12 protein-coding genes and 2 tRNA genes are annotated in these 15,251 nt (G+C 44.7%); 4 read left to right on the plus strand and 10 right to left on the minus strand.

The genetic code is table 11. From position 1 onward, the window contains the following. Position 1: 1 nt before the first annotated feature. Both FOT42_RS15215 and FOT42_RS15220 read right to left on the minus strand, forming a co-directional pair. Entirely contained in the window at positions 2-1,375 is a 1,374-nt protein-coding gene (locus FOT42_RS15215) for a GxxExxY protein (protein ID WP_151891383.1), read from the minus strand. A gap of 91 nt (positions 1,376-1,466) precedes the next feature. Beyond that, entirely contained in the window at positions 1,467-1,673 is a 207-nt protein-coding gene (locus FOT42_RS15220; protein ID WP_151891384.1) for a helix-turn-helix transcriptional regulator, read from the minus strand. Positions 1,674-1,834: 161 nt separating this feature from the next. On the opposite strand from FOT42_RS15220, the gene FOT42_RS18125 reads away from it, so the two are divergent. Then, complete coding sequence (locus FOT42_RS18125; RefSeq protein WP_192938416.1) at positions 1,835-1,996, plus strand: hypothetical protein; 162 nt, start codon at positions 1,835-1,837, stop codon at positions 1,994-1,996. A gap of 6 nt (positions 1,997-2,002) precedes the next feature. Here FOT42_RS18125 and FOT42_RS15225 read toward each other — a convergent pair. The 8 genes from FOT42_RS15225 to nhaD form a co-directional block, all read right to left on the minus strand. After that, positions 2,003-2,077 (minus strand) — tRNA-Val (locus tag FOT42_RS15225). 30 nt (positions 2,078-2,107) lie between these two features. Then, positions 2,108-2,518: a 6-pyruvoyl trahydropterin synthase family protein gene (locus FOT42_RS15230; protein WP_151891385.1), complete on the minus strand. Its 411-nt coding sequence runs from the start codon at positions 2,516-2,518 to the stop codon at positions 2,108-2,110. A gap of 137 nt (positions 2,519-2,655) precedes the next feature. After that, positions 2,656-2,730: transfer RNA gene (locus FOT42_RS15235), tRNA-Val, on the minus strand. Positions 2,731-2,801: 71 nt separating this feature from the next. Further along, positions 2,802-4,013, minus strand: a complete 1,212-nt coding sequence (locus tag FOT42_RS15240) for a bifunctional folylpolyglutamate synthase/dihydrofolate synthase (RefSeq protein WP_151891386.1) — start codon at positions 4,011-4,013, stop codon at positions 2,802-2,804. Next, positions 4,013-4,891 (minus strand): energy transducer TonB, encoded by an 879-nt coding sequence (locus FOT42_RS15245; RefSeq protein WP_151891387.1) that lies wholly within the window; start codon positions 4,889-4,891, stop codon positions 4,013-4,015. The genes FOT42_RS15240 and FOT42_RS15245 overlap by 1 nt, the downstream gene beginning before the upstream one ends. Continuing rightward, the gene (locus FOT42_RS15250) at positions 4,891-5,277 is read right to left on the minus strand and encodes an ExbD/TolR family protein (protein ID WP_072881092.1); all 387 of its coding nucleotides are present in this window, start codon (positions 5,275-5,277) and stop codon (positions 4,891-4,893) included. The genes FOT42_RS15245 and FOT42_RS15250 overlap by 1 nt, the downstream gene beginning before the upstream one ends. A 10-nt stretch (positions 5,278-5,287) precedes the next feature. Beyond that, positions 5,288-5,980, minus strand: a complete 693-nt coding sequence (locus FOT42_RS15255; RefSeq protein ID WP_072881090.1) for a MotA/TolQ/ExbB proton channel family protein — start codon at positions 5,978-5,980, stop codon at positions 5,288-5,290. Between the two features lie 57 nt (positions 5,981-6,037). Beyond that, positions 6,038-7,423, minus strand: coding sequence for a sodium:proton antiporter NhaD (gene nhaD, locus FOT42_RS15260; protein ID WP_151891388.1), 1,386 nt, complete (start codon positions 7,421-7,423; stop codon positions 6,038-6,040). A 236-nt stretch (positions 7,424-7,659) separates the two neighbouring features. On the opposite strand from nhaD, the gene FOT42_RS15265 reads away from it, so the two are divergent. The 3 genes from FOT42_RS15265 (at position 7,660) to FOT42_RS15275 (ending at position 15,081) form a co-directional block, all read left to right on the plus strand. After that, on the plus strand, positions 7,660-8,802 hold the full coding sequence (locus tag FOT42_RS15265) for an acyl-CoA dehydrogenase family protein (RefSeq protein ID WP_151891389.1): 1,143 nt from the start codon (positions 7,660-7,662) through the stop codon (positions 8,800-8,802). A gap of 297 nt (positions 8,803-9,099) precedes the next feature. Continuing rightward, the gene (gene gltB / locus FOT42_RS15270) at positions 9,100-13,605 is read left to right on the plus strand and encodes a glutamate synthase large subunit (RefSeq protein ID WP_151891390.1); all 4,506 of its coding nucleotides are present in this window, start codon (positions 9,100-9,102) and stop codon (positions 13,603-13,605) included. Positions 13,606-13,614: 9 nt separating this feature from the next. Next, complete coding sequence (locus FOT42_RS15275) at positions 13,615-15,081, plus strand: glutamate synthase subunit beta (protein WP_151891391.1); 1,467 nt, start codon at positions 13,615-13,617, stop codon at positions 15,079-15,081. Positions 15,082-15,251: the final 170 nt, after the last annotated feature.

A 15,251-nucleotide genomic window follows, 5' to 3' on the forward strand; every position in this document is an offset into this window, starting at 1 on the left:
TTTATGAAGGGCAAGCCCTTGTAAATTCGATATATTTTTTCTTGATGACCTCAATAGGATATCTCTGTTTGCTATTAAATACTTGTGTCATTAATTTTAAATCAGAATCATCTAAAATTAAAATGCATTTTCTATGTGCAGACCATAAATCAATTACATTCTTAACGACTTTTTTAGGTGGTGGATTCCTTGTTATAATAATTCCAAAACGACCAAACTGTTCTTTTAAATACCTGTTTAATTGAAGAATGTGCTCTTGTTTTACTTCTTTAACATTCTTTAGTTCCATCACGATTTGTTTACAATCGTAAGAATCATATATTTCCTTAAGAAAATCAAAAGAACAATTATTGTAAAAAATCATATCTCTAATTTGGACACCTGACTCAGTTCGACTTTGTTCTTTGGCAAAATCAAGATGTGGATACACTAAAGATGCCAAGAGTTGACAAGCATTATCTTCAAATTTTATATCTGCATTATTAGTTTTACCTGTTGGAAGTTTCTCAATAATTGAAATTTTCCTTTTTGCAGATGTTACTGGTATCTGATTAAAAAGAGGGTCATTTTTACAATTTTCAAATTGTTTTTCTTTTATTTCTGTATATGTTTTTACTACATCGTAATTAGAACGATTAAATGCTAAAAGTTTTACCTTATCAGGTAATTCTTGACCATCAACATATAGATTCTTAATGTAATAATTTTTGAAATAATCATCTGTGTTAATCCAAGGAATGAATCGCAACCATCTTTTGGGAACAAGTAAGATTGGTAATTTTGTAATTGGATTTATTGGAAGATAGGTTTCTTCCTCAATAAATTTATTGGTTTTAGAATCATAAAGATTATTAAGCTGTACTTTTTCAATTGGTATTTTATATTTTTCGCATTGCTCAATCGTATAATCAACAAGAAAAGATTGGATATAATTACAAGCTATATCACTTACTCTATCTTTTGAAAAATTATCTACAAGTAATTGTATTTCTTCGAAATGAATAAATCCTGACTTTGAAATTTGTGGTATCGAATTAAAAAGATTCGTGATTTTCGAAGCTAGTTTAATTCCAATTCTTTTACCAGTTTTGGTTTTGGAATTTCCAAATCCAACTTCATCACATTCTGAAGCACGAATTATTAAATCAATGGCATCTTTTTCATATCCTTTATTAAATAAATATCCTATATGGTTAAAACTATTTGTTATTGAAAGGTGCAAAGAATTGTCTTGCATTGATGGCGATTTCCATAACAGAAAAGGGTCCACATAAAGAGGAATATCCTCGTCCAAAAAAGGAATAGCAAAATCGACTTCTTCTTGAGTTATAGGTATATTATGAAAATCAGTAAGTCTTGGCCGAATTATACTCATTTTTGGTTAATGTTGGAAACTTGTTTATATAATCTATATACCCCCAAAACGGCATAAAATTGATGTCTTTGACCATCTTCTATCAGGAACGTTATTTGGTCGAGACCAAAAGCTCCCGTACATCCACATCCAATGCATTGGCAATCTGAAACAAGGTTTCAACCCTTGGCTGCATATCATTTCGGCACCATTTTGAAATGGTTGTTCGGTTCATATCCAATTCTTCCGCCAACCAATTATTGGTTTTTCCTTTTTCAGCCAAAACTGCTTTAATACGATTGAATACTTCTTTTTCCATATGGGAAGGTGTTTCATCTCAAAAATAGCCACTTAGACCCACATGAAATTCGCTTAATTTTATGCTTTATTGTATTCATTGAAATATTTTGAATATCTTTATGTTGCTTTTAAAGATTCGTTTTATCATTTTAAAGTATTTTTTGAATATAAATATTCACCATGAGTAAAACCTTCACCAAATCTGACCTGGAAGAAATCATCGGCCTACAACAAGAGAGCCTACAAGCTATACAAAAGGCATTGGCCCGATTACGGCACCAAAACGAACGCTTGGAGCGCAGTAACCAAAAACTACGGAAAAAGATTGCTGAATATGAGTAGAAAAAGTGGGATATACTGGATTCGAACCAGTGACCTCTGCCCTGTCAAGGCAGCGCTCTAAACCAACTGAGCTAATATCCCATTGAAAAGCGGTGCAATATCGGAAAAAAGTTACCAATCTCCATACTCTGCCGAATTCTTTTGTGTTTCGTGCAGAATAATTTGCAACAACTGGTCCTTTTTCAGCTTGGGCTTCAAAATGTCATAAATGACCTTCACGAAATGTTCCGTGGTGGGCAACAGGTCTTGAAACTCCGGACAGTCCTCATTGAGGTTTTTATGGTCGAAGCGTTCCTCCACCTCATCCCTTATCAAGTTTCCCAATACGGCCAGGTCCATCACAAACCCGGTATCGGGGTCCACCTCCCCCTTGATCCGCACCTCAAGATCGAAGTTATGGCCATGATAGCTCGGGCTATTACATTTTCCGAAAACTTCGATGTTCTTTTCCTTGCTCCATTTGGGATTATGGAGCCTATGTGCTGCATTGAAATGGGCCTTTCTACAAATTGTGGCAATCATATTGCAAAGCAATTAAAAAAGTTGGGAACCATCACATAATTCCCTCAGAAATCCGTGGACACCAAAATGTTCCGTCCACCAAAAAACCACTATAAAAAAAGCCCCCGAATCTTTCGGAGGCCTTGTCTTTATTGTTGTGGGCGCTGAGGGGTTCGAACCCCCGACCCCCTCGGTGTAAACGAGGTGCTCTGAACCAGCTGAGCTAAGCGCCCATTCATTTTCCTGAATTGGAGTGCAAATATAACACAGTTTTTGATTAAAAAAACAAAAAGGATGAAAAAAATCAAACTACTTCAGCAACCACAAAAGTACTTCCACCCACATAGACCATATCTTCTGTTTCCGCACTGGCCATTGCCGCTTTCAATCCCTTCTTCACCGTCTTGTAGGCCATACCTTTAAGCCCCTGTTGCAAGGCCAATGATGCCAACTCTTCCATATCCATACCTCGAGTAATATTCGGTTTCACGAAGTAGTATTTGGCCTCTTTGGGGAACATCTGCAATACACCCTTCACATCTTTATCGTTCACAAAACCCAATACGATATGCAACTGCCTGTACTGTTGCTTTTTGATCTGTTGCAACACCCACAAAAGTCCTTCCTTGTTATGGGCCGTGTCGCAGACCACCAATGGTTTTTGTTTTAAAACTTGCCATCTTCCCATCAATCCCGTATTGGCCACCACCTTCTTCAATCCATTGGAAATATGATCTTGTGAAATATCAAAACCTTCCAACTGCCAAACGCAGGCCAAAACCCCTCTCATGTTTCGCTCTTGATAATCTCCCAGCAAATCTGTAGTATGGACAGGAAGGGACAGTTCATCCGCAAAAACGATCTTGGATTTCAATTGATGGGCAATCAAATTGAAGATGGTCTCTGTTTCAGGTTGTCGTTCACTGATCACCACAGGCACACCAGGTTTAATGATCCCTGCTTTTTCCAGTGCTATCTTTTCCAAGGTATCGCCCAAAATCTGCACATGGTCCAATCCGATATTAGTGATGAGGGACACTTCTGGGGTTATGATGTTGGTAGAGTCCAATCGGCCGCCAAGACCCACTTCTATCACAGCAATATCCATCTTCGCCTTGGCAAAATAGCTAAAGGCCATTCCCACGGTCATCTCAAAAAAAGACAGTCCATGTTTCTCCAAAAAGGTTTTGTTTCCGTCGATAAATTCTTTCACGAACTTCTTATCCACGGGTCTTCCATTGATTTTGATGCGCTCCCTAAAATCCTTGAGATGCGGTGATGTATAGAGCCCTACTTTGTAGCCTGCCTCTTGGAGTATCGAGGCCAACATATGGCTACTGGACCCTTTTCCGTTGGTCCCGGCCACATGGATGGTCTTGAACTTTGTGTGTGGATTGCCCAAAAGGTCGGAAAAATGGATGATGTTGTCCAACTTGGCGTTCAGGGCCGCAGCACCTTTTTGCTGGTACATGGGCAACTGGCCGAACATCCAGTCCAGGGTTTCCTTATAGGTCACTACTGCCCCAGTTTAAAGTTGACCACCACAAACCCGATCTGTTCACTTGGCGCATTGGAATCGGCGTTCCATTTGTGGAGCATGGCAGTTCTTTTGGCAGGTTCCAATAAACACGGTGCATTATTGGTGGTCCCTTTGACGCCCGGGGTCGCTTGGATGACCTGTCCGTTCCTTCCCACTACTATTCTTACGACTACCCTGCCTTCTTCATTGCAATCTTGCTGGACCTTGCCTTGACTGGCCAATGATCTCCCGTTCAAACCATAGCCTCCGGTACCGCTCCCACTCCCTGGGGCGCCATAATAACTGGTAGCATAAGGGTCGCCATCAGGCTGTCCCTTGTCCCCGGCCTTATTGTCGTCGCCTTCGCTGCCTGTGGCTGTACCATCAGATTTTGCAACGCCTCCGATAAGGGCGTCTATATTCTTTTTCTTGGCTTCCTGTTCCTGCCGCTTTTTCTCTTCCGCATCCCTTTTCTCCTTGGCGATCCGTTCTGCTTCGGCCTTGGCCTTTTCGGCTGCCTCATCGGCCTTGCGTTTGGCTTCTTGCTGCTGCTTTATCTTGATGCTCTCCTCGTTGTCGCTGGTCAGCACCTTCTCCACGGGAGCCTCATCCACGGTCTCCTCCTGTGGTTGTACTTCCTGTACTTGTTGCACGGGTTCGCTCACCACTTCTTGTGGCTCGGACCTTATTTTTTCTTTGGGCTGTACTTCCCCACTACCAAAATCCATGGTACCAAAATTCACCGCTATGCCATTCTCAATGGGTGGGTCAAGATAGGTGAGACCTATATAAAAAAGCAATAAAAGGAGTGCGCTTAACAGAAGTGTGGTAAGCGTGAAGGATTTTTTCTTGTGTCTCGTATCTAAAAATGACATTACTTTGGCCGCACAGCCAAGATGACCTTGTAATTGTTCCTATTGGCAATGTCCATAACGTTGACAGCTTCTTTAATGGCCACGCTTTCTTCTGCCCTTAGGATGATGGTTGGCTTGTCTTGACCTTCAAGTGCCTTTTTTAATTCAATTTCAATGTATTCTTTGTTGATCTGCTGATTGTTCACAAAATAGTTCAGGTCCTTGTTGATGGTCACCGAAACATTCTGCGTATTGGTGGATTTCCCTTTTGCCTTTGGCAAGAGCAAATCCAGCGCGTTGGGTGCATTGGACGTCAGCATGAAGAACACCAACAACAGGAACACAATGTCCGTCATGGATGCCATGCTGAATTCCGGGCTTATCTTGTTCCTTCCCTTCAGTTTCATGACAGAAATACTATATGGGTTCGTTCAATAGGTCCAGGAACTCCACTGCATTGGCTTCCATCTGGTGGACGACTTTGTCCGTCCGGTTCACCAAGTGGTTATAGCCAATGTAGGCGATAATCCCTACCACCAATCCCGCGACCGTTGTGGTCATTGCGGTATAGATGCCCGAGGCCAACGATCCCATTTCTGCCTGTCCGCCACTGCTTGCCATTTCGTGGAACGCCAGGATCATCCCGATCACGGTCCCCAAGAACCCGATCATGGGCGCTGCTCCTGCCACGGTGGCCAGTACACTCACGTTTTTCTCCAATTTGTAGACTTCAAGCGTACCCGCATTCTCTATGGCAGTGTTGATGTCGTCCAAAGGCTTGCCTATTCTGGAAACCCCTTTTTCCGTGAGCCGAGCCACGGGCGAATCGGTTTGGGCACAAAGCAATTTGGCCGCCTCCAACTTTCCGTTCATGACATGGTCACGAATCTGGTTCATGAAATTCTTGTCAATCTTGGACGCCGCCTTGAGGGCAAAAATCCGTTCAAAATAAATGTACATGGCTACGAACAGAAGCACAAAAAGCACAATAATGATCAAAATGCTTCCTGTACCCCCATTAACGATAAGATCTATCACGGACAGGGTCTTCTCTTCTGAAATAGAGGCCATAGCCTCGGTTCCCTCCGTTGCTTCTTGAAAAATAATCATATAATATCCCCAATTTAAGTTGCAATTATAACGGAGATTTTTGGACTAAAGTATGATTTAGAACAAATATCGCATCACCATGAAGCATATTGCTCCACCTATGAAGCCCAAAAAGGCCAACCAAGATATCTTTTTGAGATACCAAAAGAAGTCTATCTTCTCCATTCCCATGGCCACAACACCTGCTGCGGAACCGATTATGAGCATACTGCCCCCCGTACCCGCGGAATAGGCGATGAAGTGCCACAACTGATCATCCAACGGCTCTGAGAACATCCCCAAACTGGCAGCTACCAAGGGTACGTTGTCAATAACGGCAGAACCGACTCCCAATAGAAGTACTACCAAGTCGGAAACGTGGGTACTTGCCATTTCGGTACCCATCAACGGCATTCCCTGTTTCAAGCTTTCAGCAAAATTGAACAGAAGACCCAAGGATTCCAAAGCGGCCACCGCCATCAAAATCCCCAAGAAAAAGAGAATACTGGGCAGCTCGATCTTAGTAAGGGCACTGTGCACCGGACTATGGTGCGATGCGGCATCGCTGTCATGGTCAACAGAGGAGATTGCAATTTTTCGGTTACTGTAAATTTCAGCAAAAGTGGCCACTACTGCCAAGGACAACATCATGCCCACATAGGGCGGCAAGTGGGTAATGGTCTTGAATATAGGTACGAACACAATGGCCCCCAAGCCCAAATACAGCATAATGGAACTGTACTTTGATTTTGAGATTTCCTCATCCTCCACATCAATCTCCCCTTTGAAGGCCGGAAGAAAAGAAGCGATAAACGAAGGGATGAGCATACATACCAACGATGGCACCAACAAATGCTCTATCAACAGTGCCGTGGACACTTTGTTGCCGATCCACAACATGGTGGTGGTGACATCCCCAATGGGAGACCAGGCACCACCTGCATTGGCCGCAATGATGATAAGACCTGCATACCAAATCCTGATTTCCCTGTCCTTGACAATTTTCTGAAGAATGGAAATCAACACAATCGTAGCGGTAAGGTTGTCGATGATAGCGGAAAGGATGAAGGCCATGAAGGAAAATATCCAAAGAATCCTCTTCTTGCTCCTGGTCTTCACAAAAGATTTTATGGTGGAGAAACCATCAAAATAGTCGATAATCTCGACAATGGTCATCGCTCCCAAAAGGAAGACCAAGATTTCCGAGGTCTTTCCCAAATGGTGCAGCAAGGTTTCTTCCAAAAGATGGGTCTTTTCTTCATGGCCGAAAGAGGAAAAGTTCTCCAAAAGCGCATGGTTGGCAGAATCGAACCAAGTGGTGAACCCATCAAGGCCAAAGGCCATCATGGCCCAAAGGATGGCCATCATTGCCAAAGCCGGAATAAGTTTATCTATCTTCAGATTGTGTTCAAGGGTAATTGCCAAATATCCAATTACAAAAATGACAACTAAGAGGGTCTCCATGTTAAGTTTGGTTTAATTAAGGAATCGTTTTGTTGAGCAGTTATCTAAGCGTTAAAGATATTCAAAATGAGTTTTTCCGCATAATCTTATTCCCTTAAAATATTGTGAAAGCAAAAAAAATATCTCCTTAAGGTTTTCAAAAAAATTATATCATTCTCGTTTATGACAACATTTTTATGCAAGATTATCACTGGAACACTATATTTGTACTCCGTTTTTAATTATTTTTCAGTATTATGGATTTTTCACTCACAGAAGAACAGTTGATGATACAACAGGCGGCAAAGGATTTTGCCCATAGCGAACTTTTGCCCGGGGTCATAGAACGGGACGATGCACAGACGTTTCCCGATGAACTGGTCCGTAAAATGGGCGAACTGGGCTTCATGGGCATGATGGTCAATGAAAAATATGGTGGTAGCGGACTGGGCACCCAAGCCTATGTCCTAGCCATGGAAGAACTTTCCAAAGTGGACGCTTCTGCATCCGTGATGGTTTCCGTGAACAATTCGTTAGTGTGCTGGGGCCTCGAAACCTATGGTTCGGAGGAGCAAAAGCAAAAATACCTGACCCGCTTGGCTTCAGGTGAGGTCATCGGTGCATTTTGCCTGTCCGAGCCTGAGGCAGGTAGCGATGCCACCTCCCAAAAAACGACAGCCATTGACAAAGGGGACCATTATCTCCTAAATGGTACCAAAAACTGGATCACCAACGGCGGTAGGGCCGAGGTATTCTTGGTGATAGCCCAAACCCATGTGGAAAAGGGCCACCATGGCATCAACGCCCTTATCGTTGAAAAAGGAATGCCCGGCTTTGAAATAGGCCCCAAGGAAAACAAGTTGGGGATTAGGGGAAGTGACACCCACTCCTTACTCTTCAACGATGTGAAGGTCCCCAAGGAAAACCGTATCGGTGCGGATGGCTTTGGATTTAAATTTGCCATGAAGACCTTGGCCGGCGGACGGATCGGCATAGCCGCACAGGCATTGGGCATTGCTGCTGGCGCCTACGAACTGGCACTCCAATATTCCAAGCAACGAAAGGCCTTTGGCACCGAAATCGCCAACCACCAGGCCATAGCCTTCAAACTGGCCGACATGCACACCAAGATACAGGCCGCACGCCTTCTCGTATATCAAGCAGCCACCGACAAGGACAATGGCAAAGACTACACCCTCTCCGGTGCGATGGCAAAGCTCTATGCATCCGAAGTGGCCATGGAAACGGCGGTCGAGGCTGTACAGATCCATGGCGGCAATGGCTTTGTGAAAGATTATCACGTAGAGCGATTGATGCGCGATGCCAAGATCACCCAAATCTATGAAGGGACGTCTGAAATACAGAAAATAGTCATCTCCAGAAGCATAATCAAAGATTAACCCCTTTCGATTTGAGGGGCTATATTCAATGAAAAGTATTTTTACGGAGCACACCCCCGTACTTTCACGAGCTCTCCCTGCAAAATATACTCAGAACATCCATTCATCCTATCTTCTTTAAGGGATAAGGGGTTTGAAAGAGGTTATTTTGAGATAATGATAAATTAACATTGCTCCTATTTTCATTTTAAATATATTTTAACCCTTCATTCAATACGTTGATTATTATTCTGATAATCAATTAAAACCCTGCATTTTATTCATCATAATTGATATTTTTGAAGAAATACGTTAATGATGAAATTGAAAAAGCAAGGTCTATATCTGCCAGAATTTGAGCACGACAACTGTGGTGCCGGGTTCATTTGCAGCCTAAAAGGAAGAAAATCCAACGATATCATACACAAGGCCCTCGAGATCCTTGACAAACTGGAGCACAGAGGAGCAGTGAGTTCCGATGGAAAGACAGGAGATGGAGCAGGGATCCTTATCGATATCCCACATGACTTTTTCAAAGATGTCTGCAAATTTTCACTTCCTGAAGCCGGGGAATATGCCGTGGGCAACGTGTTTCTTCCACAAAAGGAAAACCAAAGGGACTTTTGTATAAAGGCCCTTGAGGAAAACATGAAAGCCCAAGGGCTGCAATTGTTGGGCTGGCGCGATGTGCCCGTCAACCGTTCCGTGCCCGGAAGGATTGCCGCAGAGACCGAACCCTATCTGAAACAGGTATTTATAGGAAAGGGAGAGGCATTGGACGATTTCCAGTTCAACCTCAAGCTTTTCATTGCCCGGAAAATCACCGAGCATACCATCATAGAAAGCAAGCTTTCCCAAAGCCAGTTCTTCTATTTGCCGAGCCTTTCCACCAAGATCATCATTTTCAAGGGACTTTTGGTCCCCAAGGACATCAGCAGATACTACGAAGACTTGTTGGACCCCCGAGTGGTCACCCGTTTGGCCCTGGTCCACCAAAGGTTCTCCACCAACACCTTCCCTACCTGGGACCTTGCGCAGCCGTTCCGGTACATGTGCCACAATGGGGAAATCAATACATTAAGGGGCAATGTGTCCCGTATGCGTTCCCGCGAAGAATTGATGAAAAGTGATTGGTTCGGGGACGATATCAAAAAAATACTGCCCATAGTCCTTCCCGGAAAATCAGATTCCGCCAGCATGGACATGGTCGTGGAACTCCTGTTGATGACAGGTCGCTCCCTTCCCGAAGTAATGATGATGTTGGTCCCGGAAGCATGGGAAAAAAATGCCGAAATGTCAGAATCCAAAAAAGCGTTCTACGAATACAACTCCTGCTTGATGGAGCCTTGGGACGGACCGGCATCCATACCCTTCACCGATGGGAACTATATCGGAGCGGTATTGGACAGAAACGGTTTGCGCCCATCCCGATATTCGGTCACCAAGAAAGGATATGTGATCATGTCCTCCGAGACCGGGGTTGTGGAGCTGGAACCAGAGGACATTGAATTCCACGGCCGATTGGAGCCTGGTAAAATGTTCTTGGTGAACATGGAAGAGGGTCGCATTGTGAACGATGAGGAAATCAAGGAATCCATTGCCAAAAAGCATCCCTATCAAAAATGGCTAAAAGACAATCTAGTCCATCTGAAGGATATACCCTATAATGATTGCCCCGTATTTTTTGGGGAATTTCCACTAAAAACTAGACGGGCCGCTTTTGGCTATACCCAAGAGGACATCAATACCATCATCATGCCCATGGCACAGCATGGTAAGGAGCCCATTGGGTCCATGGGATCGGATACGCCCATTGCCGTGCTTTCCGAACGGCCCCAATTGATCTATAATTATTTCAAACAACTGTTCGCCCAGGTGACCAACCCGCCTTTGGATGGTATCCGGGAAGAATTGATCACCGACATCAGCCTTACACTGGGAAGCGACCAAAATATCTTCGAGATTTCCGAACTGCACTGTAGAAAATTGAAGATCCAAAACCCCGTGATCTCCAAAGAGGATCTGGACAAGATCAAAAATTACGATGCCAGTCCTGATTATAAAGTCGTCTCCATTTCCATGCTCTACGAAATTGCCAAAGGGCACAACGGGCTAGAGGAAGCCTTGCAATCCTTATTGCAACAGGCCCTGGATGCCATTGACCAAGGAGCCAACATCATTATCCTATCGGACAGAATGGTGAGTTCCGAAATGGCAGCGATACCTGCACTTTTAGCTTGTTCCTATGTGAACAGCGGCCTGAGTAAAATGGGCAGACGTTCCAAGTTGAGCATCATCATTGAATCGGCAGAACCACGGGAAGTGCATCATTTCGCATTGTTGTTCGGTTTTGGGGCAAGTGCCATCAACCCCTATTTGGTGAACGAGATCATAGGCGAACAACTGACCGAGAACAACATTACCGACTACACTTTTGAGGAAGCCATCAAAAATTACAACAAAGCTGTTGGTAAGGGCATCTTGAAGGTGATGAACAAAATTGGGATTTCCACATTGAACTCCTATCGAGGATCCCAACTATTCGAATGCATTGGCATAAACACCAAAGTAGTGGACAAATATTTCCCGAATACCCCAACACGTATCCAGGGAATAGGTCTATATGAAATTGAGAAAGAGGTGGCCAAACGTCACAAAAAAGCATTCACAACACAGGAATTAGCAGCCAATCTCGACATTGAGGTTGGTGGGGAGTATCGTTGGAGAAGGAATGGCGAGAAACACATGTTCAATCCATTGACTATCGCCAAACTTCAGAAATCGGTGCGCAATAACGAGCCGGAAACCTATAAAGAGTATTCCGAACTGGTGAATGAGCAATCCAAAAACCTTATGACCATCCGTGGACTGTTCGATTTTTCGAACTATGACCCTATTCCCATCGAGGAAGTGGAACCTTGGACCGAGATTGTAAAACGGTTCAAGACCGGGGCCATGTCCTACGGAAGTATCAGTAAGGAAGCACATGAAAACCTGGCGATTGCCATGAACCGGATCGGAGGAAAAAGCAATTCGGGTGAAGGAGGAGAAGATCCGGCTCGTTTTTATAGAAGTCAGACCGGCGACTGGAAGAACAGCGCCATAAAGCAGGTGGCATCGGGTCGTTTTGGGGTCACCTCAAATTACTTGACCAATGCCCAGGAGATCCAGATCAAAATGGCGCAAGGGGCCAAACCAGGTGAAGGCGGACAATTGCCAGGGCCAAAAGTGAACCCAGCCATTGCGAAGACCAGGAACTCGACCCCCTATGTTGGGCTCATTTCCCCACCACCGCACCACGACATTTATTCCATTGAGGACCTTTCCCAATTGATCTATGATCTTAAATCGGCCAATAGGGAAGCTAGGATCAATGTGAAACTGGTATCGGAAGTAGGTGTGGGCACTGTGGCCGCCGGGGTCTCCAAGGCAAAGGCCGATGTGATCCTTATCTCTGGATTTGATGGCGGGACCGGGGCATCCCCGTTGACCTCATTGAAACATGCAGGACTACCGTGGGAACTTGGAATTGCCGAAGCCCAGCAAACCTTGGTACTGAACGACCTTAGAAATAGGGTGGTACTGGAATGTGACGGACAATTGAAGACAGGAAGGGATGTGGCGATTGCGTGTCTTTTGGGCGCAGAGGAATTCGGTTTTGCAACCGCACCTTTGGTGGCCTCTGGCTGTATCATGATGCGGGTGTGCCACTTGAATACCTGTCCCGTAGGCATTGCTACCCAAAATCCGGAATTGCGCAAAAAGTTCCAAGGAAAACCGGAGCATGTGGTCAACTACATGTACTTCGTGGCCCAAGAACTTCGGGAAATCATGGCCAAGTTGGGCTTCAGGACCGTAAACGAAATGGTGGGCCAAGTACAGAAATTGGACAGAAAGAAGGCCATAGAACATTACAAGGCCGCTGGGATAGACCTTACCCCAATATTGTACCAAGTGGATGTGCCCGAAGGGACCAAACTCTACAATACCGAAAAACAGGTGCATGACATCAGCAAATCCATAGAGTTTGGTATCATCGCCAAGGCGCACCCTGCACTTTTCAGAAAAGAGAAGACCAGTTTGGACTTCCCGATCTACAATACGGACAGGTCGGTCGGGGCCATCATCAGCAATGAAATATCCAAAATTTATGGTGCGGACGGGCTTCCGGACAATACCCTTAGACTGAATTTCACAGGATCTGCCGGACAAAGTTTTGGTGCTTTTGCCACCAAGGGCCTCACCATGGTCGTCAATGGAAATACGAATGATTATCTAGGAAAAGGACTCTCTGGAGCCAAATTGGTGGTCAAGGTTCCTTTTAAATCCACTTTTAAACCAGAGGAAAATGTGATCATTGGAAACGTGGCACTATATGGGGCCACTTCCGGGGAAGCTTATGTCAATGGGAAAGCTGGGGAACGTTTCTGCGTACGAAACTCTGGTGCCAAAGCGGTAGTGGAAGGCATCGGTGACCATGGCTGTGAATACATGACAGGTGGCGTTGCCGTTATCTTGGGAACCGTGGGAAGAAACTTCGGGGCCGGAATGAGCGGTGGTATCGCTTATGTTTATAACAAGGATGGCTCTTTTGAGCGGAAGTGCAACGGCGAGGCGCTGAACCTGCTTCCCGTAAACGAGGACAATGACATCAAGGAACTAAGGGAATTGATCGAAAACCACTACAATGCCACGTTGAGCCCATTGGCCCAAGAAATTTTGGAACATTGGGAGGAATACTTGCCAAAATTCATCAAAGTATTCCCTGAAGAATACCGTCAGGCCCTGATACGATTGGAACAAGAAAAAATGCAAACCCTATAATTTTTGGACATGGGAAAGACTACAGGATTTATGGAATTTGACAGAAAGGATGAAAACTATGCCCCTGTCAAGGAACGTATCAAAAATTACAAGGAATTCACATTGCCCCTACAAGAAGGTGAGGTTAGAAACCAAGGGGCCAGGTGCATGGATTGCGGTATTCCCTTTTGCCATAGCGGATGTCCGCTGGGGAACCTGATTCCGGATTTCAATGATACCGTATATCAAGGAAAATGGGAAAAAGCGGCCAAGATTTTACACTCTACCAACAATTTTCCAGAGTTTACAGGTCGATTGTGCCCAGCCCCTTGCGAGGAAGCATGCGTATTGGGCATCAATGAAGACCCAGTTTCCATAGAAAACATTGAAAAGAACATCGTGGAAACCGCATTCAAAAACGGTTGGGTACAACCAGAGCCGCCCCTCAAGAGAACCGAAAAAAAGGTGGCCGTGATAGGATCAGGCCCCGCAGGTTTGGCCGCTGCCCAACAGCTCAACAGGGCCGGGCACCATGTCACTGTTTTTGAACGTGATGAAAAGGTGGGTGGGTTACTGCGATATGGCATACCTGACTTCAAGATGGAGAAAAACATCATCGATCGCCGTATTGACGTAATGAAAAAAGAAGGTATCGAGTTCAAAACAGGAGTACATGTAGGTGTGGATATAGATGCCAATGATCTGAAGAAGGACTTTGATGCCGTGTTACTCTGCGGAGGGGCCACAGTACGAAGAAGCCTGCCCATACCAGGTTCAGACTTGAAAGGAGTTGTCCAGGCCATGGACTTTCTTCCACAGAACAACCGCAAGGTCGACGGTATTCCCTATAAAGGTGAGGAACTGACTGCCAAAGGCAAAAAAGTCATCGTTATAGGTGGAGGCGACACGGGTTCCGATTGTATTGGGACTTCCATACGACATGGGGCCGTATCCGTTACCAATTTTGAAATCATGCCCAAAGGTACAACTGACAGACCCGAAGATCAACCATGGCCATTCTGGCCGATGCGATTGCGCACCAGTACTTCACACAAGGAAGGTGCGGAAAGGGTGTTCAGCATTTCCACAAAGCATTTCAATGCAGATGAAAATGGCAATATAAAAAGTCTTGTGACCTCAGAAGTAGTCTGGGAAAAAGCTCCGGGACAGCGACCTGTATTGAAAGAAGTGGAAGGCTCAGAAAAAGAATGGGAATGTGACTTGGTATTATTGGCCCTAGGATTCACAGGATCCGAAACCACTATTGCTGATCAATTGGGGCTAAAAATGGACCCAAGGACCAATATCAATGCCTCTCCATTGAACTACAAGACCAATGTACCGGGTGTTTTTGTGGCAGGTGACCAGAGAAGGGGCCAATCTTTGATTGTATGGGCCATTTCTGAAGGCCGACAGGCTGCACATCATGTCGACACCTTCTTGATGGGGCAATCCAATCTACCCTTGAAAGGTGATGGTGACCTACCTAGGGTATAGGGTCAGAGATACATATTTTTAGTTAAAAGACTTCAACTCTCCAGCATTTCTTTGTTGGGGAGTTTTTTGTTTATAGAAAAGATAAAATCGAAAGGAAGGTGAATCGGAAGGGATATAAAACAAAAAAGGCCCTTCATGTATTGTGAAGGGCCTTGAGGAAGGCGGCGACC

The organism is Flagellimonas hadalis (genome assembly GCF_007785775.2).
GTDB lineage: Bacteria > Bacteroidota > Bacteroidia > Flavobacteriales > Flavobacteriaceae > Flagellimonas > Flagellimonas hadalis.